This window comes from Paenarthrobacter sp. RAF54_2 (assembly GCF_052113945.1).
In the GTDB taxonomy this organism is placed as follows: Bacteria; Actinomycetota; Actinomycetes; order Actinomycetales; family Micrococcaceae; genus Arthrobacter.
Genome location: NZ_JBFRDV010000013.1, coordinates 88,037 through 115,019, shown reverse-complemented (window position 1 = coordinate 115,019; position 26,983 = coordinate 88,037). Strand labels below are relative to the sequence as shown.

The 26,983-nt window shown below is 60.9% G+C and carries 23 protein-coding genes and 1 pseudogene; 12 read left to right on the top strand and 12 right to left on the bottom strand.

The features are described 5' to 3' along the window. Window positions 1-42 precede the first annotated feature (42 nt). The 3 genes from AB4Y87_RS14525 (at window position 43) to AB4Y87_RS14515 (ending at window position 3,898) form a co-directional block, all read left to right on the top strand. On the top strand, window positions 43-1,497 hold the full coding sequence (locus tag AB4Y87_RS14525; protein ID WP_442005031.1) for an APC family permease: 1,455 nt from the start codon (window positions 43-45) through the stop codon (window positions 1,495-1,497). Between the two features lie 60 nt (window positions 1,498-1,557). Further along, on the top strand, window positions 1,558-2,361 hold the full coding sequence (locus AB4Y87_RS14520) for a MoaF C-terminal domain-containing protein (protein WP_442005030.1): 804 nt from the start codon (window positions 1,558-1,560) through the stop codon (window positions 2,359-2,361). 124 nt (window positions 2,362-2,485) lie between these two features. Continuing rightward, on the top strand, window positions 2,486-3,898 hold the full coding sequence (locus tag AB4Y87_RS14515; RefSeq protein WP_442005029.1) for an aldehyde dehydrogenase family protein: 1,413 nt from the start codon (window positions 2,486-2,488) through the stop codon (window positions 3,896-3,898). A 78-nt stretch (window positions 3,899-3,976) separates the two neighbouring features. Here AB4Y87_RS14515 and AB4Y87_RS14510 read toward each other — a convergent pair whose 3' ends face one another. Next, on the bottom strand, window positions 3,977-4,627 hold the full coding sequence (locus tag AB4Y87_RS14510; protein WP_442005028.1) for a TetR/AcrR family transcriptional regulator C-terminal domain-containing protein: 651 nt from the start codon (window positions 4,625-4,627) through the stop codon (window positions 3,977-3,979). A gap of 65 nt (window positions 4,628-4,692) precedes the next feature. Here AB4Y87_RS14510 and AB4Y87_RS14505 point away from each other — a divergent pair, with 65 nt between their 5' ends. The 4 genes from AB4Y87_RS14505 to AB4Y87_RS14490 all read left to right on the top strand — a co-directional run bounded on the left by AB4Y87_RS14505 (window position 4,693) and on the right by AB4Y87_RS14490 (window position 7,426). Then, window positions 4,693-5,922 carry a beta-ketoacyl-[acyl-carrier-protein] synthase family protein gene (locus AB4Y87_RS14505; protein WP_442005027.1) on the top strand — a complete coding sequence of 410 codons (1,230 nt, stop codon included), beginning with the start codon at window positions 4,693-4,695 and terminating at the stop codon, window positions 5,920-5,922. Between the two features lie 186 nt (window positions 5,923-6,108). After that, a complete protein-coding gene (locus tag AB4Y87_RS14500; protein WP_442005026.1) occupies window positions 6,109-6,531 on the top strand; it encodes an MBL fold metallo-hydrolase in 423 nt (140 codons plus the stop codon). Next, on the top strand, window positions 6,531-6,884 hold the full coding sequence (locus AB4Y87_RS14495; RefSeq protein ID WP_442005025.1) for an MBL fold metallo-hydrolase: 354 nt from the start codon (window positions 6,531-6,533) through the stop codon (window positions 6,882-6,884). The genes AB4Y87_RS14500 and AB4Y87_RS14495 overlap by 1 nt, the downstream gene beginning before the upstream one ends. A gap of 170 nt (window positions 6,885-7,054) precedes the next feature. Then, entirely contained in the window at window positions 7,055-7,426 is a 372-nt protein-coding gene (locus AB4Y87_RS14490; RefSeq protein ID WP_442005024.1) for a hypothetical protein, read from the top strand. Between the two features lie 878 nt (window positions 7,427-8,304). On the opposite strand, the gene AB4Y87_RS14485 is transcribed toward AB4Y87_RS14490, so the two are convergent. From AB4Y87_RS14485 to AB4Y87_RS14450, 8 genes are all read right to left on the bottom strand, one after another. After that, window positions 8,305-8,610: a helix-turn-helix domain-containing protein gene (locus tag AB4Y87_RS14485; RefSeq protein ID WP_442005023.1), complete on the bottom strand. Its 306-nt coding sequence runs from the start codon at window positions 8,608-8,610 to the stop codon at window positions 8,305-8,307. Beyond that, window positions 8,610-8,963, bottom strand: a complete 354-nt coding sequence (locus AB4Y87_RS14480) for a type II toxin-antitoxin system RelE/ParE family toxin (protein ID WP_442005022.1) — start codon at window positions 8,961-8,963, stop codon at window positions 8,610-8,612. Before AB4Y87_RS14480 ends, AB4Y87_RS14485 begins: the two co-directional genes overlap by 1 nt. A gap of 57 nt (window positions 8,964-9,020) precedes the next feature. After that, entirely contained in the window at window positions 9,021-9,158 is a 138-nt protein-coding gene (locus AB4Y87_RS14475) for a hypothetical protein (RefSeq protein WP_442005021.1), read from the bottom strand. 174 nt (window positions 9,159-9,332) lie between these two features. Further along, on the bottom strand, window positions 9,333-10,118 hold the full coding sequence (locus AB4Y87_RS14470; protein ID WP_442005138.1) for a hypothetical protein: 786 nt from the start codon (window positions 10,116-10,118) through the stop codon (window positions 9,333-9,335). 218 nt (window positions 10,119-10,336) lie between these two features. After that, entirely contained in the window at window positions 10,337-11,572 is a 1,236-nt protein-coding gene (locus AB4Y87_RS14465; RefSeq protein ID WP_442005020.1) for an amidohydrolase family protein, read from the bottom strand. 62 nt (window positions 11,573-11,634) lie between these two features. After that, entirely contained in the window at window positions 11,635-12,090 is a 456-nt protein-coding gene (locus AB4Y87_RS14460; protein WP_442005019.1) for a GAF domain-containing protein, read from the bottom strand. 45 nt (window positions 12,091-12,135) lie between these two features. Next, entirely contained in the window at window positions 12,136-13,809 is a 1,674-nt protein-coding gene (locus AB4Y87_RS14455; RefSeq protein ID WP_442005018.1) for a hydantoinase B/oxoprolinase family protein, read from the bottom strand. 11 nt (window positions 13,810-13,820) lie between these two features. Continuing rightward, window positions 13,821-15,872, bottom strand: coding sequence for a hydantoinase/oxoprolinase family protein (locus AB4Y87_RS14450; protein WP_442005017.1), 2,052 nt, complete (start codon window positions 15,870-15,872; stop codon window positions 13,821-13,823). 432 nt (window positions 15,873-16,304) lie between these two features. Here AB4Y87_RS14450 and AB4Y87_RS14445 point away from each other — a divergent pair, with 432 nt between their 5' ends. Next, entirely contained in the window at window positions 16,305-17,657 is a 1,353-nt protein-coding gene (locus AB4Y87_RS14445; RefSeq protein ID WP_442005016.1) for an MFS transporter, read from the top strand. Further along, window positions 17,654-18,478 (top strand): aspartate/glutamate racemase family protein, encoded by an 825-nt coding sequence (locus AB4Y87_RS14440; RefSeq protein ID WP_442005015.1) that lies wholly within the window; start codon window positions 17,654-17,656, stop codon window positions 18,476-18,478. Before AB4Y87_RS14445 ends, AB4Y87_RS14440 begins: the two co-directional genes overlap by 4 nt. A 177-nt stretch (window positions 18,479-18,655) precedes the next feature. Here AB4Y87_RS14440 and AB4Y87_RS14435 read toward each other — a convergent pair whose 3' ends face one another. The 3 genes from AB4Y87_RS14435 to AB4Y87_RS14425 are packed head-to-tail and all read right to left on the bottom strand — an operon-like array spanning window position 18,656 to window position 22,582. Then, window positions 18,656-20,191, bottom strand: coding sequence for a PucR family transcriptional regulator (locus AB4Y87_RS14435; protein ID WP_442005014.1), 1,536 nt, complete (start codon window positions 20,189-20,191; stop codon window positions 18,656-18,658). Further along, window positions 20,184-21,266, bottom strand: a complete 1,083-nt coding sequence (locus AB4Y87_RS14430; RefSeq protein WP_442005013.1) for a DUF917 domain-containing protein — start codon at window positions 21,264-21,266, stop codon at window positions 20,184-20,186. The genes AB4Y87_RS14435 and AB4Y87_RS14430 overlap by 8 nt, the downstream gene beginning before the upstream one ends. Beyond that, window positions 21,263-22,582, bottom strand: coding sequence for a hydantoinase/oxoprolinase N-terminal domain-containing protein (locus AB4Y87_RS14425; protein WP_442005012.1), 1,320 nt, complete (start codon window positions 22,580-22,582; stop codon window positions 21,263-21,265). Before AB4Y87_RS14425 ends, AB4Y87_RS14430 begins: the two co-directional genes overlap by 4 nt. Window positions 22,583-23,061: 479 nt before the next feature. Between AB4Y87_RS14425 and AB4Y87_RS14420 the strand changes: the two genes are divergently transcribed. The 3 genes and pseudogenes from AB4Y87_RS14420 to AB4Y87_RS14410 all read left to right on the top strand — a co-directional run. Continuing rightward, window positions 23,062-23,592: a MarR family winged helix-turn-helix transcriptional regulator gene (locus AB4Y87_RS14420; protein WP_442005011.1), complete on the top strand. Its 531-nt coding sequence runs from the start codon at window positions 23,062-23,064 to the stop codon at window positions 23,590-23,592. Between the two features lie 17 nt (window positions 23,593-23,609). Next, the gene (locus AB4Y87_RS14415; protein WP_442005010.1) at window positions 23,610-24,983 is read left to right on the top strand and encodes a pyridoxal phosphate-dependent decarboxylase family protein; all 1,374 of its coding nucleotides are present in this window, start codon (window positions 23,610-23,612) and stop codon (window positions 24,981-24,983) included. 85 nt (window positions 24,984-25,068) lie between these two features. After that, window positions 25,069-26,943: pseudogene (locus tag AB4Y87_RS14410) on the top strand (FAD-binding monooxygenase); the annotation flags it as partial. Between the last annotated feature and the right edge of the window lie 40 nt (window positions 26,944-26,983).

Sequence of the window (26,983 nt, the reverse complement as noted above, 5' to 3'; positions counted from 1 at the left end):
TCACTTGGCCCGTTGCGCCGGGCACTATGAAAGAGCCAATCCATGAATCAAGAATCAAGCCGCACGTCGGCAAGTCTTGGACTCGATGAGCACGCATCAACCACTCCACCCGTCCGCCTGAAGGCGAACAAGCTGGGCGTCATCGCCGTTGCCTTTTTTGCCATTGCAGCCGCGGCGCCCATGGCTGCAGTCGTCGGCGCGAGCCCCGTCCTTTTCTCAGCGAGCGGCCCCGGGACACCCGTCATCTACGCAATCGCCGCGTTGTTGGTCGCTCTGTTTTCTGTTGGCTACCTCAGGATGAGCCAGCACATCACCAACGCTGGTGGTTTTGTTGCCTATATCGCGAAGGGCCTGGGAAACAAGTGGGCAACAGGAGGCGCCGGAATCGCCATTCTGACCTACCTCAGCCTTCAAGTTGGACTATGGTCGCAGTTCGGTGTCTTTGCGCAGCAGCTCGTGGAAAGCCTGACCGGCGTTGGCCTCCCCGTCTATTTTTGGATTGTTGCAATCCTTGCCATCACTACCTTCCTCACGATGCGTGGCGTAGACGCGAGCCTGAAGGTTCTCGGCGTCCTGATCCTCGGCGAAACCCTGGTGGTGGCCGCTCTGGTTGTTTCACTCATCGTGCAAAAAGGGTTCGGAGTCTTCACGTTTGAGGGGTTCACCGGCTCCAGCATCTTTGGGCCTGGTTTGGGCATCTCGCTCCTGTTCGCTTTCGCCTGCTTCACCAGCTTTGAAGCCACCGTGGTCTTCGCCGAGGAAGCCAAAAACCCCCGCCGCACCATTCCCAGGGCGGCCTACCTGGTGATCGGTTTCATTGGTGTCTTCTACGCTCTGTCCACCTGGGCCATCAGTGGAGCCATCGGCATCGATAACATTCAGACCGTTGCCACTGAGAACCCTTCAGGAATGATCTTTGAGCTCGCAGAATCAAGCGCTGGCACGTGGCTTAGCATAGCCATGCAGATCCTGGTGGTAACCAGCTTTATCGCCATGCTTTTGGGCCTGTCCAACATGTTTTCCCGATACTTGTTCGCACTGGGCCGGGCCGGCGCGTTGCCGGCCAAACTCTCCTCAGTCTCCAAGACCGGAGCCCCCTCATTCGCAGGACTCATCAACGCAGTCGTCGTCCTGGTCATCATCAGTATCTTCCTGCTGGCAGGGGCGGACCCCATCACCACAGTGTTTGCATGGTTCGTCGCGTTGGGCACTGCTGGATTCATCTCCATACTGCTCGTTACATCCGCGGCCATCGTCGTCTACTTCGCCCGGAAAGGAACCCGGGACAACATCTGGGTCACGGTCATCGCGCCCGCATTGTCCTTCCTCGCCTTCATCGTCGTCGGCTACCTCACCCTGGACAACTACGATGTCCTGCTCGGCGGCGCCGGAGGGATCGCAAGGTGGCTGCTCCTGGGAATCCCGCTACTCTTCGTGGCGGGTTGGGCCCGAGGCCTGCGAAAGCCGTCCATCGACTACGCCGCGGAAATTGTCTGAGTCCCCCGGCAAATTCCCAGACTCCCACAAACGAAATCACTAAAAAGACAGGAAACACCTATGAGCTCCGCCGAAATTCAGGATTACATCCCAGAGAACAAATGGCCCCCCGTTTCGACAATGCTTGACGGATTCGGAGACCAGACACTGCCGGCATCTCCGGCATTGTCAGGAACCACACTCAGCATCCCTGCCGAAGGCGGCAGTTCGGCAGAGTATTCCTTCCAGGATTCCTCCACAGTTATCTGGATCAATTCAGGCCCCGACAGCGAAACCAGCGGGACGGCAAACTACAAGGCCATCGAGGCCCGTCCGGACATCTTCATCGTTGACTTCGTCCGCGGGGAAGGCGTCGACGCCGAGAACGTCACCATTGTTATGGACAGGAACACCGGCGCCGTAACCAGGGGCTCGTCCACGTTCCAGGTTGTCGACGGCAAGACCCGCAGCACCACCCAATTCAGCCAGACCAACATCCACGGCACGGATGTCTTGCACCAGCGATCGCCCGAGCTGGTGGGCAAGCGGATCTTCTACCGCTACAGCGACGTCGAGACCTACGAACACATCTACCTGAACCCAGGCACCTTTACCTGGAACTGTGTCCGCGGCGGCGAAGCCGGACTTGCCGATACCGATCGTTGCATGACCTGGGACGTGGCCGAAAATCTGTTCATCTTCTTCTGGACCGAAAAGGTCATGACGGTAGAAGCCGTGCTGCTGGTTGACCTGCGGGAAGAACGATCCATCGGCCGCATGTTCGGTTGGGACGATCCTGCGGCAGAACCAGTAGTCCTGCCCTTCAACTCACGACTGACCGTCCTGAACACCACCGAATACCCCCAGGACACACACAAGCACTAAGCAAAGTCGGTGGCAGATTTTGGCTACACAGCACGGTCTGCGATGCCCTCTGTGCACTTTTAGCTGACAGACAACCTTCCGCGCTTCAGCCGTGGACCATCCTTACCAACAGAGGAGCACTCACTTGGAATCCTACGACTCACTGCTTTCCCGGATCGCACCGGCGCATGGCCAGGCCAGCCGAACCATTTTTGATCCTGCTACCGGCGAGCCTGTCGGCGAGGCCCCGATCCACACCGTCGATGACCTCGAGATTGCCGTAGCTGCCGCCGTTGCCGCGCAGCCGGCTTGGGCTGCGTCCGGACATGAGAAGCGGTCGGCCGCCCTGCTCAAGGCCGCGGCCGCCGTCGAGCGTTCCGCCGAAGAGCTCGCTCAACTCCTTTCGCGTGAGCAGGGCAAGCCCCTGAACGGTCCCAATGCCCGTTTTGAAGTTGGCGCTTGCGTGGCGTGGCTTCGCGCCACTGCAGCGCTGCCGCTGGAAACTGAAACCGTGGTGGACGACGGCGAAACCCGGGCCGAACTTCACTACCGCCCCATCGGCGTCGTTGGCGCCATCGGCCCCTGGAACTGGCCAATGATGATCGCGGTCTGGCAGATTGCCCCGGCGCTTCGCATGGGCAATGCCGTGGTTGTGAAGCCTTCCCAGAACACGCCCCTGAGCGTCCTGGCTTTGGTATCTGTCATCAACGAAGAGCTGCCCGAGGGCGTGCTCGCCGTTCTGAGCAGCAATCGCGGCGTCGGGTCCCGCCTCACCGAGCACCCAGCTATCGGAAAGCTCATGTTCACCGGCTCCACTGCAGCCGGCAGGGCAATCATCAAGTCATCGGCAGATACCGTCAAACGGCTCACCATGGAACTGGGCGGCAACGACGCCGGTATCGTCCTACCCGACGCCGATCCGAAGGCCATTGCCGAAGACCTCTTCTGGGGTGCCTTCATCAACACCGGGCAAACCTGCGCCGCCCTTAAGCGGCTCTACGTTCACGACTCCATTTACGACGCCGTCTGCGAAGAACTGATTACCGTTGCCAAGGCCATGCCGATGGGGAACGGCCTGGACGAAAACAATGTCCTGGGACCCCTGCAAAACAAGGCGCAGTACAACGTGGTCGACGACCTCGTAGAGGCAGCGAAAGCATCCGGTGCCCGCGTACTGATCGGCGGCAACCCTGATCGTGAACAGCCTGGCTTCTTCTACCCCACCACTCTGGTGGCTGACATCGATAACGACAACCCGCTGGTGGCCGAAGAACAATTCGGCCCTGCCCTGCCAATCATCCGGTACAGCACCCTGGACGAAGCCGTGGCAAAAGCAAACGCCCTCGACGTCGGACTCGGCGCCTCGGTGTGGTCCTCCGACCTGTCCGCCGCACGCGAGGTTGCGGCCAAGCTGGAAGCTGGGACCGTCTGGATCAACAGGCACGGAGCGGTGGATCCACGCATCCCCTTCGGCGGGGCCAAGCAATCCGGCTACGGACTCGAATTCGGCGTCGAAGGCCTCAAAGCCCTGGGCGTTCCCCAGGTCATCAACGGCTGACACCCGTCCCCACGGCGAGGGGATGCACATCCGCATACGGGCGTGCATCCCCTTTGTCAGTGGCCGGGCTCCCCGAGGCTATGTTATCGTCGTCGTGCCCGCGCGATAGGAGTTCTCCCCCGGACTTACGCCTCGAACCGTCAGCGTTCCGGCCAGGTCCACGTCACTCCCCGATCCCGTGGCGCCGGCTTGCGAGAGGAGGGTCGCTCCGAAGGCTGCACTCCAAAACGTCCTGGTTTCCGCCGGCATGGGTCGTTGCACTTCCCAGTGCCGTTGCTTCATGAGACGGGCAAGATAGCGCTCAGACTGGCGGAACAGCAGATTCAGATGCTGATCCACCACAGCGGCCCGAGCAGGCCGGGATGTTCCCACTGCCAAGGCGCGCACCACCAACGGCATGGACGGGAGCATCAGTACCGTGCGGGCCATGTTCCTTCGAAATGACTCGGGGCTCCCTGCACTGTGGCCGATCGCCTCAACGCGTTCCGCATCGTGGAGCAATGCCAGGAAAGCTGCGTGGATGAAGAGCGAGTCTTTGGAACCGAAGTAGTAGGTCACCTGGTTGGGAAATACGTCGGCATCGGCAGCGATCGCTGCCACGCTCACCTCACCCGAGGTGTTGGCCAGGTAAAGCTTTACCGCGCTATCCAGGATCCGGCCCCTGGTCGAGTGACCACGAGCTTGCGATGGACCCCCGGGAAGACGTTTCCCCTTGCGTTCTGTGACCATGCAAGAAATTGTACTTCATACAACTATGTGCATATCTTGTATGTCATACAAGAAAAGGAGTTGCCATGCGGGCACGAGATATTGCTGTGACGGGAATAGGCGCCACAACGCCTTTGGGAGGCACCGTCGACACGACCTGGGCCGCCCTCCTTGAGGGCTGTTCAGGCGTGCGGGATGTCGGGCAGGATATGTTGCAGGGCAGCGGGCTTCCCGTAACCATCGCCGCACCCATGGCTACCGACCCCGCCACCAGACTTGACGCCGTCGAAGCCAAAAGACTGGACAGGGTTCAGCAAGCCGCCATGATTGCCGCAGCAGAAGCTTGGGCACATGCCGGTTCGCCCCAAGTTGATGGCACCCGACTGGCCGTCGCGGTAGGAACAGGTGTGGGCGGAATCGGCACATTGCTCCGGGAGGACGACACCTTGGAAAACCGCGGCCAGCGCCGCGTCTCCCCACGGGCAGTACCGATGCTCATGGCCAACGGACCCGCCGCGGCTCTCAGCATCCGATACGGCGCCAAGGCAGGTTCATACACCCCGGTCTCGGCGTGCTCCTCGGGTGCCGAAGCAATTGTCCTCGCCGCCAGATTGATCCGTTCCGGCGAAGCTGATGTGGTCATTGCAGGCGGTGCTGAAGCCGCGATAACGCCATTCACCGTCGCTGCCTTCCTGCAAACGAGGGCCCTCTCAACACTTGCAGCGGATCCCGCGTCTGCGTCGCGTCCCTTTGCCTCAGACCGGGACGGCTTCGTCCTGGGCGAAGGCGCTGGCATTTTGGTGCTGGAAAGTGCCGAGCACGCCACGGCCCGCGGTACCACTGTCCATGCGGTCCTGCGTGGCGTCGGCATTGCCTCCGATGCTTTCCACATGACGGCACCGGCGGACGACGGCGAAGGCCAGATCACCGCCATTACCAAAGCACTCAGCGACGCCGGCATGAGCCCAGCGGAGGTCGGCCACGTCAATGCCCACGCGACCGGCACCACCGTGGGGGACCTGGCGGAAGCAAAAGCCATCAAGGCCATCTTCGGCGACACCATTCCGGTGACTGCACCCAAGGCTTCCCTGGGACATCTCTTCGGGGCCGCCGGCGCAGTCGAAGCCATCATCGCAATCCGAAGCGTCGCACAGGAAGTCATCCCTCCCACCCGCAATCTTCACCATGGAAACGTGGACTCCGGGATCGGGTTGAACGTGGTCACCGAACAACGCCGCGGAACATCTCCCGCAGCACTCTCCAATTCGTTCGGATTTGGTGGTCAGAATGTCAGCTTGATCTTCAGCAAGGGCTAAAGCTGCACGCGGTTCCTGGTCTGCCGCAAGTCCTTGTCGACGGTTGATCTTGGTGCTGGATGCAGTCACCTGACGTCTACCGCGCGCACACGTCAACGGGTCAAGATTCAAGGACACCGTTGGCTCGGTTGCGCCGGGTGCCTCCCGGGCGACAAGCGGTACCGTTTCAAGAACTAAGGACTAATCATGGACCAGATTACGCTGGGCGATGTGACCATAACCCGGGTCTGGGAATACTACGGACCCGTCGACATGACACCACAGGCATTCTTCCCGGAGAGCTCACAGCAGGCATGGGAGGACAACTCCTCATGGTTGGCGCCGCACTTCCTGGACTCCGAGACGCAGATCGTCAATTCAGCGATCCAGACCTGGCTGCTGCGCAGCGGGGGAAAGAACATTCTCATCGACACGGGAGCCGGCAACCACAAGGAGCGGCATTACGCRCCGGTCTGGAGCCACCTCAACACAGATTTCCTGAGTAACCTCGCTCGTGCGGGCGTTCGGGCCGAAGACGTGGACATTGTGGTGAACACACCTCCACATAGACCACGTCGGGTGGAACACGTACTTGGACGGCCGGACGTTTCCCCAACGCCACCTATCTGATGCCCAAAACCGATTTCGACTTCTGGAACCCCGCCAACGGCTACAAACCGCTGCTCGGTCGGGGAAATCAGAATGTTTTCGAGGACAGCGTCGCGCCCGTACACGAAGCAGGCCTGACGTTGCTGTGGGAGGACTGCTACACGATCGACGAGAACCTGCGCTTGGATCTTGCGCCGGGACACACTCCCGGGTCTTCAGTCCTCACCCTCAACTCCGGTTCTGACCGGGCGGTGTTCGTCGGCGACATGCTGCACAGCCCTGTACAAATCATGGAACCGGACTCGAACAGCTGTTTCTGCGAGGATCCCGCCGGCGCCAGGGCCACACGCTTCAGACCATTGACACCACGCTGATGCCAATGACCCGGCGACGCCGCTGTGTCCAGCTGACGGGCAGGGGTTATAGGACAAAACGTGTGTATGGGACGAGCTTGCTTTCCAGTGATCGCGCGGAAAATCCGGAGTAGCTAAGCTTTTGATGCTTAGGGTAGCTGGGGTGCTTGCATGTCTCTGGAATGTTTGATTTGTGGCTGCGGGATGGTTCGGAACGGGAAAAACGGGTGCCGGTAAGCACCGTTACCGATGCCTGGAGTGCGGGGTGGGCCGCCCTGGTGAGTCCTGATGTGAGCCGCCGGGCTGAATTGGATGCGTTTCTGGGCTGGCTGCTGGACACGTCGAATCAGTTTTTGGCAGCCTCGTTCGGCGCTGCCCGTTCCTTCCGGCGCCACACAACATGGTGCTGGAACATCGCCCCGAAGATTCCGGTCACGGGCGAGGTCCATGACCAAGTCCAGGTCGATGGCATTTATGTGGGTTCGTGGTGCTGTTTGATCGCTGTGGCCGAAGATTGCGTGCTGGGCTGGCATCGGTCCAATACCGAGAAAGAGGCCGCATGAGCTGGGCTGCTCGCTCGGCTCCCCTCCCCCACCATTGTGGTCACCGGTGGCGGCTCCGGGATCGTGGCATCTAGGAACCCGCCGACCCGATTTTCGAGGGGATGACATAGTAGCGGCTGCGTCCGACGCGCTTAATCAGGCCGTGTCGAACGAACCCTTCGAGGAGGTCCAGGAGTTCAGCCCGATTGAGGTTCGCCGAAACTCGTTCTGCATGGGCTCGTCGGAGTTTAGACAATGCTGGCATGCCTTCAAAGGCGGACGCAGCCCCGTCAGTGAGGGTGCTATGCAGGGTGAGTAAATGTCCAACGTCGTGTCGGTTGAGACCGGGTGTGCGCCCGGTGTGGTTTCGGTGGTTCAGTTTAACGAACACCTCTTCGAGCGTCGGCTCAGAGCGGTTCTCAGGGTAGCGACAGCCGCCGCAGACCCATGGGTTCACATGAGAACGGCGCGATTCTGGCAACTTGAAGATCCTGCTACCTTGAACGAACGTCACTCCGCAAATTCCGCAGACGCCAGGAAACTTGACAGAGATGCCGAACCTCTCAACAGAGTTTATTTGCTCATGCTTTTTAGGCGCTGGAGGTCGACAGTGCGATAAGTCCTCCCTATTTGTCATGCGAGTAACATACCGCACTAGCGGCAAGAAACTATTCTGACCTGCCGAGGCAATTGCTTAGGTGGAACTCGAACGGGATTTCGGACCCCGAAACACTGGCCTCCACAGGAAACATATGGAGCCGGGGCCCGTCCGACAGCAGCATGAGAGAACCCGGAGCCCAAGGTACAGAAATTAGGCACCTCCTGCTCCCGCATTTCCCACCTCGCGGGCCGGCACGGGCAGGACCCGTCAAGGCGGAGCCGTCTTCGAGTCGCTTTCGTTATGCTATCTGGATTCGTTCATCGCCTAGCTCAACCTCGACACGCAGCCGGCCGCCCAAGGCCTCGACGTACTTTCGCAAAGTGTCGACCTGGGCGCGATCAATGTCACCGTGCTCGATGCGGGACACCCTGTTCTGGCTGACGTGCAGGCGGTCGGCCAGCTCGACCTGTGTCAGGTCAGAGGCCTCGCGGAGCTCCCGAAGCCGGTAGGCCCGTACCTCATCGAGCATGCGCTTCTTGTGGGCATTCACAGCTGCCCGGTCAACAGGACGCTTTGCCAGTAGTTCCTCCATGGACTTCGCCATTATGCGCCTCCTTTCAGAATCCTCATATGATAATCGAACAGGTCATCAGCAACCGGAATGTTCGTCTTGTACCACTTGCTCCAGTTGCCCGCTTTGTCCCCAGCGACAAGCAGGATCGCCCGCCGCTCTGGATCAAAGGCAAACAGGATTCGCAGTTCCGAACGCCCGCTGGATCCCGGCCGCAGCTCCTTCATGTTCTTGTGCCGTGAACGAACCTCTGTGTCGACCAACGGTCGACCAAGTTGAGGTCCGCGCTCAGCGAGAAGCTCCAATGCGGCAACTATCTGCTCATAGGAGTCTTGGTCAAGATCTAACAGCCACGTCTCAACGAGTCCCACGTCAACATTCCACATCGAATCCATGGTAGAACTCAGGCGTTCTACAACTCAAGAGCTATATCGTGTGGAGCGTCACTTGCTGGACGTGCACTCAGAGTCGCGGTTCCAGTAAGTGATCCGCCAGTGGCTGTCCATCCCGATCACCGACTGGCCGATCTCATCCAGCAACTGCGCCTGAGTCAGCAGATCCTCATGCTGTTCCTCCGCCATGGAGTCTCCGGGTTCTCCTTTGAAAACGGTCGCCATCGCACCATCGGGTAGTTGCTGAGTGTGAAGTCACGTCGCCTTAAGCGGGAGAACCCCGTGCCGCTACCGTGCCGGCATTCCCTCTACGAGGCAGTTCACACGGGACGCTGGAGACGGAATCGGAGAGGTTTGCCGGATTCAGACGCAGGAGTAGTCATAGTCGAAGCCACGAGAGACATACTGGGTAAGGGTGACTTTGCCTCCTCCTGTCAGCGGCGCAGCGGCGCACATACGTTTGGCCGACGTCAGCGAACTCGCGCCGGCAAGCCAGCTTCTGGCCGTGTAAAGCGGGCTTGACGACGGAACTGTGCCCACTATTTGCGACCACTGGCTGGTGGTGGAGTAGATTCCGGTCGTTGCACCGATGCCTGCGAAATAGGCCACCATTCCTTCCAGATCCGCGCGGTTGGCAGCCTTGTCGGCGGACCAGCTGTTGCCCGTTTCGACGTCAAGCCACCAGATGTATGAGCCGGGAGTGCTCACGCCCCGGATGTTTGCATCGTCATATGCTTTGGCATACCCATACATATACGAGCAGGCCGCCCCAAAAGATCCACTCGTGCACTGCCCGTAGGGGTTGCTCACAGTAGCTCCGCCGTAACTGTTGCTCGTGGGCCACCAGGAGCCGGCCGATCCCGGATTAGCAGTATTTACGTAGAGCGCGACCTTGGGTTGGGCGGTAACGCCAGTCGATGAACCGGCCCAGGACAGCTCGGTCGCGAGGCACGGATTGGTCGTGTTGGCGGTGCCATTGTTGACGCCAACAATTCCAAAGGTCTGGCCTTTAGGCAGCGCCTTGCCGCACTGCGGCCATGAGACGTCATTGCCTGTTTCGGGGGATATCGCGGCCTCCGCAGGGACGCCGACGAGCATCAACAGCATGGCTGCAAAGGCGGCCATCGGATAACGAAACCGGATTAGCATCGGCGTGGTGCGGGTGATGTTCACAGTCGGCCCCATTTCGGCTCTATGCAATCAGGTACCAAGCATGAGACTCCCGCCAGCACACGTCAAGGTAAGGCGGGTTGACTCGCTAGCGTGACGGAAGGAACCTTATTGCCAAACTCGTCGATCTCGACATGCTCAGCCGATGATGTCTTGAGCCGCAACGCTCCGGAGGCCATTAATATGGATCGGTTTGCTCACGGCATGTCCGCCACGCCGGGAAGGGCACCGGCGGAGATGATCTGCCCGTCCTTAATGACGGTACGCGTCCTGCTTTCGTCCCAGAGGACCGAGGGTTCGTGGAAGGGATTACCGTCCAGCACCACCAAGTCTGCGCAGGACCCCTGGGCAATGCGTCCAAGGTCACCACGCCGAAGCAAGGCCGCGTTGGTTGATGTTGCCGACCGGAGTGCGGCGTAGACGCCAAGAACTTCACACTGCAGGCGGAGTCCGGCCAGTTGCTCATCCTCCAGCTCACCCATGAGGTCTGTTCCAAACCCAATCCGGACCCCGGCATCTCGGGCCAGTGCCACGGCGTTCCTCCCGGCCTCCAGCACTTCCCGGTTCTTTTCCGCTCCCACTTTGGTGAGGCCGACTTCCTCTCCACGCCGGTCCATGGCCTCGTAGGTCACCAAGGTGGGGACCAGATAGACGTCGTTGTCGGCCATCAACCGGGCGGTTTCCGCATCCAGCAGGTTACCGTGTTCGATGCAGCGAACCCCGTTAAGTACTGAATGGCGGATGGCCTCGGGCGAGTAGGCGTGAGCCGTGGCGTAGCTGCCCCGGCGGGAAGCCTCCTCCGTGACAGTGCGGATTTCCTCCGCACTGTACTGCGGAATCCGAATCGGATCGACCGGGGAAACGACCCCTCCTGAAGTCATGAGCTTTATGGCGGACGCACCTGTGCGGAATCGATGACGCACGGCCTGCAGCAGGTCATCGACGCCATCTACCACTTCGCACATGTGCCCGCCATGGAAACATCCCCCGTCGTTCGCGGCCCGGATATCGCCGTGGCCGCCTGTTTGGCTTAGCGCCGGGCCCGTGAAGAAGTAGCGTGGCCCGGGGTACAGACCCTCCTCGATGGCGTTGGCAAGGCCAATATCCCCACCGGCAACGTCACGAACCGCAGTGAAGCCGCGGAGCAGTGCAGCCGCGAGGCGCCTTGCGCCGGCAAGTGCGGAATAGCTCAGTGGACCCGTCTCGTTCCTGGCGGACGTCAGGCTAAGGGCGTAGGCATGAAAATGCGCATCGATAAGTCCTGGAATCACGGTTCGGCCGCCAGCGTCAAGGACGACATCGGTCTCATCCACCTCCCGCCCTATGGCTGTAATCCGGCCGTCCCGGATGCTGATAGAGCCCTCAAACAGGTCAGGTGATTCGCCGTCGAAGATCAGGGCGTTCCGTACTGTCAGAATTCCGGAAGTGGTCACGTGTTGTTCCCTTCGTATTGCCTTCGCGGGCGGGCCCCCAATGGTGCCCGCCCGCGAAGGAGCTAGTTGGCGGTGGTAAGGGCTTCTTCGAGCAGATGGACAGACCGCCTTGCGACCTCCAAGGCTGCGTCCACCGAACTCTGGTCATAAGTGCCGTCAGGGCCGAGGAAATTCATCGATCCGATAGTCTGGCCGTTGCTCACGACCGGAACGTTGACAATAGCGCCGCAACCCAGTGACTCGATGGTTGCCGAATCAAAGAAGAACGTGCGGACCGCTTCCTTGTCCGCCCCCAGGAACGGCTGCTGTCCATTGATCACCTGCTCCAGCCACAGCCGGTTCGTGTCCCCCGCAAGGGTCTTCCTCCCGCCCACCGGATAGACATCCGGATGTGTGGTGTAGACGCGGGCCATACTGGCGCCATTATCGGCAATGACGGAGGCGGTAAAGAGCGTGACGCCGACTGCTTCCCGGGCGTGGGCGTACACGTCGTCAAAGGATTCAAACTGAGAACTCATAAAGTCCTTTCTTTCTCTTGATGGGAACCCATCCACTGGCGTTGCTTAGTAGCCGTAGTGCGTCTTGGCGAAGTCCTCGGTGATGAAGCCGTTGACGATGTCATGGGTGATGTCTTCGCGGGAGCGCTTGGAGACGTCTCCGAAGCCGCCGCCCCCTCCCACGGCGAGGCGGACGACGTCGCCGGCTTTGATCTTGTGGGCGTTCGCCTTCAGCGTGCGGATCTCATCAGCGCGGCCGGGGTTGATCACAACTTCCGGGCCCTGGGCGTCTGATCCGCCGAAGAGCCCCCAAGCGGGGGTCTTTGACCGTTCGAACCAGAGTCCGACCACGCAGTCGGCCAGGAATTCGTATTCGCGTACCACGCCGTTGCCGCCGCGGTACTGTCCGGGGCCCCCGGAGTTGGGGCGGATGGAGTACTCGTTGATCCGGAACGGGTAGCGCGTTTCCAGCATCTCGATGGGAAGGTCCTTGAGGGAGCCGTTGACGTTGTTGATCATGGCTGATTCCCCATCCGTGCCCTGCCAGGCACCCCAGCCGCCCAGAGTTGCCTCCATTGTGACGAAGTTCCGGCCGAAGCGGGCGTCGAAACCGGCAGCGGTGATGATCATTGAGTCGCCGTGGCTGGCGCTGGCGACGCGGTCCGGCATGGCAGGGGCCATTGCCTTTGAGACGAGGTCGATCAGCAACCCAAGGTGGGAGAAGTACCACTGGCACGGAGCTGGCGTTACGGCGCCGAGCACTGAGCCGGACCGAACCTGGGTGGTCATTGGCCGGAAGGAACCGCCGTTGGAGTTGGACTCCGGGCTGACGAGGAGTTTGTAGCCCACGCGCAGTGCCGAGACGGCCTGGGCGGCACCACAGTTAACCGGACCCGTGGTCTGGTCCGCCGATTCGGTGACGTCGAAGTCAACGGTGTCGCCAGCTACAGTGATCCGCAGCTTGATCGAAATGGGAGTGTCCAGATTGATGCCGTCGTTGTCCAGGAAACCCTCGGCTTCGTAGACCCCGTCCGGGATATTGCGGACCGTCGCACGCTCAATTTCCTCCGTTTGGCGGAAGATCTCATCCCTGGCGGCATCCAGCTGCTCCATTCCGTACCTGCCCACGAGCTCCTTCATCCGGGTGGTCCCCATCCGAAGAGCTGCGATCATCGCGTGCATGTCACCAATGGTCTGGTAGGGGAAACGCACGTTGGTCCGGATCAGCTCCACAACCGAAGTCTCGATTCCGGCTTCGACCAGCTTCACAGGCCCCATCCTGAAGCCTTCCTGGAAGATATCCGTCGAGTCCATCGAGCCGCCGACATCCTTGGATCCCATGTCCATCCAGTGAGCACGCGTGGCCGCGAATCCGACCACTGCGCCTTCGTCGAAAATAGGAGCAAAAAGGGTCACATCGTTCAGGTGGGTGCCGCCCAGGTATGAATCGTTGAGGATCCAGATGTCTCCCTCCTGCCAGACCGCGCGGCCATACATCTCCTCCACAGCGATCGAACAGGTTTCGAGGTTGCCGAGGAACAGCGGCAGGCCGGCGGACTGTCCGAGCACGCGGTGTTCGGTGTCCAGGAGGGCCACGACGCAGTCCCCGCCCTCATAGAGGATGGGTGAGTAGGCGGAACGGATCAGTGTGGCGTTCATGTCATCGGCTGCGCTGGTGAGAGCGTTGCGGATGATTTCCACGGTGACGGGATCCAGGGTTTTGACTGCTTCAAGTGTCATTTTTTGGTACCTCAGTTTCCTTCGACATCTTCAGAGCGGATGATTAGTGAGCCGAACTCGTCGACCTTGACGTTGAACCCGGGGGGAACCACGGTGGTGGCGGTCTGCTCCACGATGATGGCGGGCCCTTCGAATGTGTGGCCGGCGCCGAGGTCGTCCCGGCGGACCACGACGGTGTTGTGCTCGACGTGGTCAAAGACCACACGGCGGATTTCGTGCTTGAACTCCCAACCCTGTGCAGTGACGTGACTGGGAGCTTCCAATCGGCCAAGGTCACCGACGGCCTGCGTCCGCAGCGTGACGATTTCGATCGGGGCGCCGAGGTTGGAGTGGCCGTAGCGCTCGTGATACATCGCGGAAAAGCGAACAGCGAGGTTTGCGACGAAGTCTGGAGACTCGGGTTCGTCAGCGGACGTCAGCGGAACGTTGAGGGAGAACTCCTGCGATTGATAGCGGACGTCCACGGACGCCGTCGTGGCGCGGCTTTCCTCCGGGACCCCTTCCGAGACCAGTGACGACAGGCCCTCGACCTCCATCGAGCGCAGGATGCCGGCCATGTCTGCCACATCGATGTCTTCGTCGAGGTAGAAGTAGGGCTCGGAAAAGTCCTTACGGATGTTGGTTTGCAGCATGCCCCAGGCCGAGAAAGCGCCCGGGAAGCGGGGAACGATCGTTTCCGGGATGCCAAGTTCCTTAGCGAGGAAGACGGCGTGCATGGGTCCGGCTCCACCGAAGGCCACGAGGGAGAAGTCGCGGGGTTCGATACCCCGGGAGATGGTAATGGTCCGGATGGCCTGCGCCATCTGGGAGTTGGCGACGTCGCAGATGCCTTCGGCCATGGCGATGGGGTCCAGGCCGAGCTGGTCACCTACTGTTTTCAGGGCTGTTATCGCGGCTTCACGGTCCAAGGCGACTTGTCCGCCGGCGAACCAGTCGGGGTCGACTCTGCCGAGCACCAGGTTGGCGTCGGTAACGGTGGGTTCCGTCCCGCCGCGGCCGTAGCAGGCCGGTCCGGGGTTTGCTCCTGCAGAACGCGGTCCGACACGCAGGCCGCCGGCTTCGAGCCAAGCGACGGAACCGCCACCAGCGCCGACGGTGTGGATGTTGACAACGCTCATGAGCATGGGCAGACCTTCAAGGTGGGCCTCCGTGGAGACATCCGGTTTGCCGTCAACCACCAAGGAAACGTCAAAGGATGTGCCGCCCATGTCCACGCCGATGAGATTGCGGTTTCCCGAGACACCCGCCAGTTCGACATCGCCCATGGCACCGCCGACCGGGCCCGAAAGCAGTGTCTGCAGAGGACGCTTACGGGCGGACTCGGCCGTGAGCACACCGCCCGAGGACTGCATGATGTGCAGCGGGGCTTCCACTCCCCGGTCAGCGAGTTTTTCTTCCAAGTCCAGGAGGTAGTTGCGTACCACCGGTCCCGTGTAGGCCTCGACGACGGCGGAAGACGTGCGTTCGTATTCGCGCCATTCCTTGGCTGCTTCGTGCGAAAGGGAGACTGTGAAGTCTTCGCCGAGTTCCTCGATCAGGATTTCGCGGGCCCTGAGTTCGTGTGAGGGGTTCTTGTAGCTGAACAGGAATGCAACGGCGACGGCGCCGTAGCCCTCCTCCACTGCCCGGCGTGCGGCCTGGCGGACTGCCAGTTCGTCCAAGGGCACGAGTTCCTGGCCTTGACTGTCCAGCCTGCCACCGACGCCGATGACGTCCTTGCGCTCGACCAGCGGGGCAGGCTTGCGGTACTGGGCATTGTAGAGCTCAAGACGGGGGCCACGGGCAATGTGATAGGTATCTTCGATGCCGGCCGTGGCCAGCAGTAGCACGGGAACCCCCCGACGTTCCAGGAATGCATTCAGGCCCTGGGTAGTGCCGTGCACCAGGAAATCGATGTCCGATAGATCATCAACTATGGATTCGAGGCCTGAGATTACTCCGGCACTCAAGTTCCCCGGCGTGGTGGACGCTTTCGTAGCCGCGTAGGTTCCGGCGTCCTGGTCGTACGCCACAATGTCCGTAAAGGTTCCGCCGATATCCATCGACACCCTGTAGTTCGGCATGTGTTTCTCCTCATGGTTCTGGAATGGAACGGTGTGTGAGAGATCACGCTACATATGCAGCCCACCAGTCAGGTGGGCATACTGCATGATTTGGCTATGGCTGAACGGGCAGAGTGCATAAAGGCGCTTGGCAGGTACGCCCTGCTCAGATCCGCAACAAGCCTCTTCCACCTCGACTGAGCGGTGCCCGTTGAGAAGGGCAGTGCTTTACGCCCAAACGGGCGAATCAAAAAAGTGCAAAGTGAACACTGCCTGAGCGCCCCTCGTTTGTACTGTGATTGCAATCACTCGGCCGGAGGCTAGGACGGCCTGCTCCGAGTGGAGGCTTGGATGAGCTGCTCCGAGGTGACTTCCTTGATATCCGGACTGTTCTCCGTGCACAGAATCACTGCGTGTACTTCTTATCCCGTCCAAAATATCGGAGGTCAAGACATGTCCAGTATCGACCCACTCATTTCAGGGCAAGCGCCCGGGACGGCGAGCCCACCTCGCTCCATGGCCGTAGGGCACGCGTTCCGCGACATGCCTTTCGGGTCCATCCACTTAAAGATCTGCGCGGTCCTCTTCTTCGCCTTCGCAATCGAAGCCTGGGAAATGCTCATGCTCACCTATGTTGCTGGTGATCTGGCTACCAGCCTGCAGGTCGGCATGACGGAGGTAGGAATCGCCATCTCGGCACTCTTCCTGGGTATGATCCCAGGGTCGCTGATTTGGGGGCCCATCTCTGACCGGATCGGGCGGAAAGCCACATGCGCCTGGAGCTTCGCCGGTTATGGTGTCTTCACCCTCCTGAGTTGCTTCGCACCAAACTTTGAGATCCTCTCGGTGGCCCGCTTCCTCGCCGGGCTGTTGTTCTCCGGCGTCTTCACTGTGACTTTCCCCTACTTTGAAGAACTGCTCCCTGTTAAGGTCCGCGGAAGGGCGACTGTCTATCTTGCCGCGGGGTGGCCGATTGGTATCCTGGCCGCCCTCGGCACCGCTGCTCTCATCGGAGGGCACGGCTGGCGTTGGGTCATCGCCGTTAGCGCACTTGCCAGCCTGTGGGGCATCGTTCTGTACAAGGTGGTTCCAGAATCCCCGTACTGGCTCGCGAGGCGGGGGCGGAACGAAGACGCGCATGATGTCCTTGACCGTCTGGGGGCAGCCAGCATCTCCCGCGGCACCATTTTCACCGTGGCGGAGGACGAGAAGCAGTCCATTTGGGGCCTCTTCAAAAAGCGAATGGGCCGGATAACGATCATTCAGGTCCTCATCAACTTCACCTTCTCCTGGGGCTACTGGGGACTTCAATCGTGGATGCCAACATTGCTTGAAGGGCGAGGACTGAGCGCCTCATCAAGCTTTTCCTTCATCGCCCTAAGCGCCGTCCTCATGATCCCCGGATACATGACGGCGTCCTACCTGACCGGACGCTTTGGCCGTAAATGGATATTCACGATCTACGTCCTCGCGGCGGCTGCCGGGGGTTTCTTCTTCGGAACAGCCTCGACCGAGACCGAGATGTATATCGGCATGTTCTCTCTGGCGTTCTTCGCCCTGGGAGCCTGGGGTGTCTGGGACACGTGGATGGGCGAGCTTTATCCCTCCGCGCTTCGTGGCTCCGGTTACGGGTTCGGGATTTTCGGTCAGCGCGTCGCAAATACGGTCGCACCAAGTCTTGTCGGTTTCCTCCTGGCATCCGCCACCGGAGCTACCTCGACAATTCTGTTTATCAACATGTTCTTGTTTGCCACAGTCGTCCTTGGCCTGTTCTTGCCCGAAACCGAAGGAAGTGAATTGGAATGATCACCCCCACCGACAATCTCGACGCTCTCTCGCAGAACGTCCGAATCCTATGGATCAACCCGCTCTACACCGACGTGTACAACCGGGCGATGGCGGAATCCTTCCGCCAGATAGTCCGTCCCGGCACCGAGGTTGACGTCGTCTCCCTTGAGGGAGAGGGCCCCTCCCATGTGGAATACAACGCTTTCGAAGCACTCATGCTTCCACAGCTGTTGCGCACGGTGCGGTGGGCGGAAGAAGAAGGCTATGACGCCGCCGTCATCGGTTGTTTTTACGACCCGGCGCTGCGGGCGGCACGTGAAATCACCGATCGCATGGTGGTGGTGGGCCCGGCGCACTCGGCCCTAAGCATCGCCGGCAGTCTGGGAGAGCGATTTTCCATCCTCGTCGGCCGGAAAAAGTGGATTCCCGAGATGGCCGAGAACGTCCATCGTTGCGGCGCATCAGAGCGTCTTGCTTCATGGGGCGTGCTTGAGATGGGCGTCGATGACTTCCAAGCGGACCCGGTACTCACGGAGAAGCGGATCATGACCGAAGCCCGCAAGGCTGTGGAGCAGGACGGCGCAGACGTCGTTATCCTCGGCTGCACGGCCGAATTCGGATTCTTCCGAACGGTTCAGGAGGAAATTGGCGTACCCGTGATCGACGCGACTGTGGCCCCGCTCAAACATGCCGAGCAGCTCGTCGACTCGGTCCGTCGGTTCGGTTGGACGCACAGCAAGCGCCTGGGCTACGACGGGCCTACGGCCCAGGAACGCCAGCGGTTCTTCCCGGCTCTCGAGCCACAGCACATGGTGTCAATGACCGCAGTGTCCGTGTAAATACATTGCACTGCTCGTCACGCCGATTGCCGCCGCGTCACCGAGCCCCTCCACCCCCTACAGCATCTTTGGGCGGAGGTAACCCGAGACCCTCGCTTGCCTTGACATCCCCCCGTCGACGCAGGCGAGGGTCTCCTCGGGGGTTCGCCAGCAATTGAAGGAATCAAAACTGGAAACTCAGCCGAGTCCTTCCTGGTTTTCGAGGAAGTCTTCCGAAGTCGTTTTGTCTGGCATGGATCGCCGCAGCACTTTGGCGATGAGGTGGACGGACAGCAGCTCAGAGGGGATATCGAGCGGGACACCGAGTTCCCTTGCCCGGTTAAGCCGGGCCTGGAGGGTGTTCCGGTGCAGGTTGAGGGACTTCGCAGCGAGGCTGACAGAGCCGCGGTGATCGAGGAAGGACGCCAGCGCGGTAATGATCACGTCGCGGTCCGGGGAGGTCATCAGTCGCGGCAGTGTTATTTCGGCCACGAGCGCGACGGCGTCCATGTCGACGAACGTCGTGGCGGCGACCACCCCGAGACTGGCGAAGCCCAGAACCGTGCCAGGCCCCGTTGACCGGGCGGACTCAGCCGCCAGCCGCGCCTCACGCACAATCGATGCCAGCACCGGGGCATCCTCTTTCCATCGGGACAGTCCCGCCACCATGCCAAGCTCGGCAAGAGCCGGCCCCAGACGTGTCCTGATTCGGGTTTCGAGCTGGGTCGAAGGGTCTTGATCCCCGGCCGGTACGAGAGTCAGCCAACCGCCTTGAACCTCCGCCAAGGGGCTGCGAACTGCGGTCTTGCGCCAGAGCAGGCGCAACACGGCCGTTAGCTCGGGCCGATGGTGTTGGCCCTGCCCGCTGCGGAACCACACGGCAACGTACGGCTCCCCTTCCCGCCAGCCCAAATGGTTCAGCAGTTGTCGGTGTTTTTCCTCGAACTCCGCCCCTGATGCCTGGGGATCCTGATCCAACCCGGCGATCGCCGCTGTGGGAACCGCCCGGGCAGTGCTGGATAGGTCCTCCAACAGCCAGGCAGCCTTCACCGCGGGGGTGGCCACCTCAAGGATAGAGTGCACCAGCCGCAGGTTGTGGACGCCGGAAGTCGGCACGCGGGCCATGAGGGTGAAACGGACGGTGCTTTTGGCCTCATCGACTTCCACGCTGATGACTTCGTCAGTCTCCCGTGGAGGCATTCCGGCGGAGGCCAGCACCACGCCGTCGTACTCCAAGGAAACTCCGACCCCGTCCAGCTCCTTGGAAATGGTCTTGAGGACATCACCGAGCGTGGTGTCCTTTGCCACTGCCCGGGCGACCCTGGCCAGTTCCGCGTCGACAACTGACAGGGCCGCTCCTATCTCGGCCGCCAATGCCAGGGCCAGTGCTGCAGGGTCCCCGTCCGTGGCCAACAAGGTGATGCCCAACCGCTCGGCCAGTCCGACCGCCGCGCTTGCATAGGCGCTGCCGGCCACGACGACGGCGCTGGCCTTGCGCTCCCAGGCCTGTCGCAGCGCCGCGGACACCAACCAGCCCCCTGCTCCCATCTCTGAGGAGAGGACGACCAGAGTATTGGGCCGCACCTGCCGGATTGCCTCAAGTTGGGAGACCAGAACAACACTTTCTATCAAACCGCTGGATGGTGTGAGATATAGCGGCGCGGTGCCACGTAGGGAGCCGTGCGCCAATAGGCCGGCGACATCGAGCCGGGATTCATTTTTCGATCTACGCATGTCGCCGCCTTGGGTGAACGATCGGAATGCCGAAGGCCTTTGGCTCGGTGAGATCAAGCCCAGCCTCCGTGTACCACTGCGGGGCTGCCGTGATCTTCAGAATGTCCATGACGTCGCCAACCTGGACGTCGTCGATGTTGACCACCGTGCCCTGCTCGGAATTGAGCAGCGTCACCATGTCGGGGACGGCTGCTGTTACCGCACCGTCCACGAGGACCAGCAGGATCTCATTCTGGATTTCAAGACGAACGATGCGTCCGGTCCCTTCGTCTTCCAGCGTTAGGCTGGAGGGCTGCGCCGGAAGGCCCAGGTCTGTGGGCCGGGAGAGGCTTTCGATGTGGCTCACGCGTGCCCGGGCGATGCGCGTGCTGCCGAGGAGGTCGGCGAGCAACAACAGCTTTCTCTCGACGGGGGTGCTAGCGTCGAGGATTTGCCCGATCCGGATCATTCGGCTGATGGAGCCATGGACGCCATGCTCCATCAACTGCTGCGCGGAACACGGATACATGGCGGTGGCTGCCCAGCCGCCGAGTTCGGTCACCAGTGCGCGCACCAGCGTTTCGGCCCGCTGCGCGCTTTGGACCTCAACCAGCGCCCGTTCCCCGGTTACCCCCATGAGCGCGACAGGGCCGATCGCCACGTTTCCAATGTTCAGCGTCGTTTGGCTGATCAAGGGGAAGACGCGGCCCATGGGGTCGGAATCGATGACGGGCAGCGAAGACTGCAGCCCAACCATGAGTGGGACGATTCCGTTGATGTTGGCAGCAGCGAGCGAATAGATCGCCCGCACCGAGCGGCCGAGACTGGCCTCGATGGCACGGATGCAGCCGAGGAACTCATCACCCACGGGAGGCATGTCGGCGATGAAAAGGCCCTGCGTCACCATTCCGACCGCCACCACCAGATCGTCGGGAGCAAGTTCGTCGACGGTAATGAGTTCCAATGACCGGTCCTCCATCGCCCGTTGGATCATTTCTGCGTAGATGTAGATCGCCGTCGGATCGATGGTGCAGGTCAGGAAGTGGGCCCCGGTGCGGAGGTTCCGGACGTCCTCGGTAGTGAGTACGGTACTCATGGGGTGGCTCCCCGCGCGGCTGTGGGTGGCACGTGTTCTTCGTTGGCGGAGGTTTCTCCCGCCGCTTGGACCCGGATTCGAACGATTCCGGGGTTGCCGTAGGGCATGGCATAGACGTTCGATTCGATGATGTGGGTTTGGCCGGGGCTGGCGCCTAACTGGACCGCCGCTGAGTGGGCGTCGTCTTCGGCGAGGTTCTGTACGCGTTTCAGGTCAACCCGGCCGCTGACGGTCTCGAGCCTGTCGATCCAAGCTGTCAGCGGCGCCGCGGCAGAGCCTACCAGCGCGGCGTCCTGGGCCGCCGGCAGAGTGGGCACCAGCCCGAAGGGCAGAGCGGTGTCCTGGCGCCCGCGGAGGTCGGCAATCACGGAGGGAATGTCTGCGCGAACCGGATGGTGGGCGGTGTACGGCTCAAGAATGGCGGCGTTGCTCGCGAGGCTTGCGTCAAATCCTTGGCGAATGAGGCTTCTGGCGAAGGGCAGGCCTCCGTGCAGGTGGCCCACGGTGGCCCCAGCCTCCATGCAGAGAATGACTTCCCCTTCGGGGATCCCGGCCAACGTGGCCGCTCCAAGGATTCCCATCGCGGACTCGACGCGCAACCCGTGCACAGGCGTCAGGGCCAGCCGTGATAGAGGTGCGCGGCCGCCGTCGTTCTTTGCAAACGACAAGAGAGTAGTCGGGAACTGACGCCGCCCTGCCTCCTCAAGCATGACAGCCAGCTCTTCCCCCGTCTGCATCAGGGCGCTATTGAGGATGGCGGTGTAGTCCCGGTCTCGGAAAACACTGGAATAGAAGTCACTGGAAATACTGATCCGCATATCTCTGTCGTTGCTGAGGATGGCATCGGCTATGCGCGTTTCATGGTCCCTTGACGACGTCGAACCGACGGAAGTTATCGCCACGTTCCGTACGCCACCGGAGAGGATGCCGGGGAGATCGGCCAGGAACCCCTCCATGCCCAACCGGGCCAGAGGCCTTCCCCGCAGGTCGTGACCACCACGGACATGAACTGTCCGGGTAACTGCAGGCTCAACAAGAGGTGGCAGCACTGTCATGTGGAAGGCGTCCGCAGGGGGACGGGGCGAGATGCGGATGGCCACGACGTCGTCCAGTTTCCGCTCCGCCAAGACCCGCCCGACGTTGGCAGTGATCTCCGTGATGCCTGACTTGAACTCCCGACGGAGCCCTGACAGGGACAATTCCAATGCTTCCTGCAAGCTGCCCGCGTGTACCTCCCGAGCGGCGGAAACTACAGTCCGCCCGTCCAGCACAACGCTCCGGCAGCTGGTTCCCTGTAGTCGCAGTCCCACTCTCATTGTTCAGTTCCTGCCTGGCCTCCACCAACGATGAGTATCTGGCGTGTGATGAACATTTTCCATGTGTTTACGGTCCACCACTAGTGGTCCTCTAAGTCTCCCCCCAAGTTCACCGAAGAGAGCATCGTCGCATGCTCCCTCAGCCTATCGAGACGTTGAGCAACTGGTGTGCTGCCTCTAACTCCGCTTCCGTGAGTTCCAAGAATTTCCCCAGCCTGACATTGTCCACCATGCTAGATATCTAACAAATCGAGTTGACAATGAATTTGGGTTGGATTGACGTCCGCGCACGACGTTCATTCCCAGCGCGGTTCCAGAAGACGTCTATGCATGGAACTACCCACGGTCAGAGCTAGCCCGGCACGCACTATTAAGCTAGACTTCTAGCAAATAGTTATCGTCCCTTTGGTTTTTCTTGGAGAAAATGTGATTGCTGCAGCCGTGGTGGAACGCGCCACCCGACGAGGAGAGCTTCCGTTATGAGCGCTAACGCCCAAAAGATGCAGCGCATCGGGTCCACCGAATATGAATCGCTCGCCCATGCCGCTGCCGTTGAGCTGTACCCGGACGTCGATTCTCCCGCCATGGCGCTGTGCTTCAATCTCATCCGCGCCGCAAACCGTATGACCACAGACATGGAAGTCTCGGTGCACCGTCCCATGGGCATCAGTTTCGCCGGCTACCGCCTGCTGTTCACCATTAGGTCCGTAGGCCAAGTCAACCCAAACGAGTTGGCCCGGCTGTCCAGCGTTTCAACGGCTTCGATGTCGAGCTTGCTCAACACATTGGAGAAGTCCGGGCTCGTGACCCGAGCGCCGGATCCGAAAGACAAGCGCAAGACGCTAGTGCAGCTTTCAGATGAAGGCGAGCAAATGGTGGCCGATCTCTGCCAGATCACCAACCAGCGCGAGCAGGCCTGGGCCGCGGGACTCACCGAAACGGAAGCCTCGATCCTGGCCGAACTGCTGCGCAAGCTGTTGCTGCACCACCCAACTCCCCGAACCAACTAAACCGCCAGGAGAAACTTATGAGGGCTCAAGACGTCCGGCTGGACGACACCGTAATCGCGGAACTAAGGCAGCGCGCCAAAGACTTGGAGGCGCACGCCACCTTGTGGGCAGGAGGACCAACAATTGACTCATCAGGCTCAGCTGCCCTTTCTTCCCTGGTTGAACGGCTGGCCAACATGTATCCATACGGGGATGCGAAGTACATCGGACAACTCCTTAAGCCTCCGCACCCTGTGGCTTGGGTTGCGCAGGCCATTTCGGCATTGATCAATCCGAACAACCATGCCATGGACGGAGGCCCGGCGACCGCGGTCCTGGAAAAGGAAGTCGTGGCCAAACTCGCGGCAATGTTCGGTTATGAGGAACATCTGGGCCATCTGACATCTTCCGGCACCATCGCTAACCTTGAGGCACTCTGGGTTGCCAGGGAGTTGCATCCCGGCAAAGTCATACTGTCCGGAACGAACGCCCACTACACGCACGAGCGCATGTGCCGGTTGCTCGGAACCCAACACGAAACCATTCCGGAAGACAACTTCGGCCGTCTTTCAATGGCAGATCTCAGGACCAGGCTCGCGCAAGGCGGGGTCGGGACCGTTGTCGTCACTTTGGGCACGACGGGTCTTGGTGCACTGGACCAGGTCCATGAGGCCGCGGACCTGGCAGCCGAGTTCGGAGCTCGGCTGCATATCGATGCGGCCTACGGAGGATTCCACACTCTCCTGGCAACTGGTCCCGACCCGCTGGTTGATCCTGCCCCCTTCCTGGCCATACGCCGGGCAGATTCAATCGTCGTAGATCCACATAAGCACGGACTTCAACCGTACGGATGCGGATCTGTGCTCTTCGCTGACCCATCTGTCGGCAGGCTCTACTCGCACGATTCCCCCTACACTTACTTCACTTCTTCTGACCTACATCTTGGGGAGATCAGTCTGGAGTGCTCCAGAGCGGGAGCGTCTGCGGCAGCATTTTGGACCACGGTTGAAGCTCTGGGATTGTCACGCGAGGGAATGGGATCGATTATCGCCGACGGCCGAAAGGCCGCGCTGCAAATAGCTGACATCATCAGAGCCGCCGACGGCGCCGAACTCGTGGTCGAACCCGAACTTGACATCGTTTGCGCCTTCCCTCGACGTCCTACCACCGGGCAAATATCTGCGGCAACAGAAGATGCGTTCGCGGCCTTGGCCGAAGACGGATGGCACTTGGCACTGTATCGGGTCGACAGCAAGTGGCTCGCGAGGAACCATCCTTGGATCGCAGTTGATAGCGACTACACCACTGTCCTGAGATCCTGCACGATGAAACCCGAGCATCTCCAAGTGGCCAAAGAATTCGGCCATCGCCTCGTTGCGTCAATGGAACAGCAGTCCCCACGGACAAGCTAAAACCCAGCTGAACGAGTACATCAAGCGCGTCCAGTTCTGAAGAGCTTCGACGCTGACCGACTTACAACGAAGTGAGGAATTTCCTGTGCAGTTTCACCATCACGGTTATGTATCCGGGGACCCCCTGATCGAGCCGGCAGCAGGAGTGGGAATCAACCGGCCAGTTGAACTTCCGAACGAGGTCGACGTGCTGATCGTCGGCACCGGGCCCGCCGGCATGCTTGCGGCCGCGCAACTGTCCCAATTCCCAAGTGTCGCCACGCGCATCGTGGAGCGCCGTCCCGCGAGGCTCGCCATTGGCCAGGCCGACGGCATTCAGACCCGCACAGTAGAGACGTTCCAGGCCTTCGGATTCGCCGAGCGGATCACCGCCGAGGCATATCGGATCACCGAGACGGCATTCTGGAAGCCCGACCCCGCGGACTCCTCGCGCATCATTCGCATTGCCCGAACCCAGGATGATCCCGCCGACATCAGCGAATTCCCCCACCTCGTCGTTAACCAGGCCCGCGTGCTGGACTACTTCGCCGAGTTCATGGCCAATTCGCCCACACGGATGTCCCCTGACTATGGCTTTGAGTTCCGTTCCCTGAGCGTCTCGGACGAGGGTGAGTACCCCGTCACCGTGACCCTCGTCCGCACCTCCGGACCGCATGCGGGGCAGGAGCGCCTAGTCCGGGCTAAATATGTCGTGGGTGCGGACGGTGCACGCAGCAAGGTGCGTGAGTCCATCGGCTGCGCCCTCGCTGGAGACCAGGCCAACCATGCCTGGGGCGTCATGGATGTCCTGGCCGTGACCGACTTCCCAGATATCCGCCTCAAATGCGCAATCCAGTCCGGAACGGGCGGCAGCATCCTGCTGATCCCGCGCGAAGGCGGCCACCTGTTCAGGATGTACGTTGACCTCGGCGAGGTAGAGCCCCTCAACAAGGGCGCAGTGCGCAGCACGTCCGTGGAGGAAATCATCGACAAGGCGAACGAGATCCTCCACCCCTACACCCTCGATGTCCGCAATGTCGCCTGGCATAGCGTGTACGAGGTGGGCCACCGGCTCACGGACCGGTTCGACGACGTTCTGCCGGAGCACCGCGGGACCCGAATGCCCCGAGTGTTCATCACTGGCGACGCCTGCCACACGCACAGCGCCAAAGCAGGCCAGGGCATGAACGTGTCTATGCAGGACGGCTTCAACCTGGCCTGGAAGCTCGGGCACGTGCTTGAGGGCCGCAGTCCGGAGAGCCTGTTGTCCACCTACTCCGCCGAGCGGCAGGTAGTGGCAAAGAACCTCATCGACTTCGACAAAGAGTGGTCCACCCTCATGGCCAGGAAACCGGAGGAGTTCGAAAACCCCTCCGAGCTGGAGGACTTCTACGTCCGCACCGCCGAATTCCCGGCGGGGTTCACTACCGAGTACGCGCCGTCCATGCTGGTGGCCACCGCCAAACACCAGCGCCTGGCCCCCGCCTTCACCATCGGCAAGCGCTTCAAGTCAGCACCCGTAGTGCGAGTCGCTGATGCCAATCGAGTACACCTCGGCCACCACGCCAAGGCCGACGGCCGCTGGCGAATCTACGTCTTCGCAGACTCGGCGCCGCACAGCGCCGACTCGCCTACCGAGCGGTTCRCCAACTGGATCACCAACTCGCCGGATTCCCCCCTTGCCGCCACTCCGTCGGGGGCCGACCCTGACGCGTGGTTCGACGTCAAAGTGATCTACCAGCAGGATCACACAGGCGTCGACATCAACGCCGTTCCCGCAGTATTCAAACCTCAAGTCGGTCCGTTCCGGCTCACGAACTACGAAAAGGTTTACGCAACAGACCCGACAGCGGACATCTTCGAGCTGCGTGGCCTCAACCGCGGAGGCCTCATAGTGATTGTCCGCCCTGACCAATACGTGGCAAACATCCTGCCGCTCACCGCAACGACCGAACTCGCCGCGTTCTTTGCACCCGTTTTACGGCCGCGAGTCGAAACCAGGGTCTTCAACGAAGGACCTC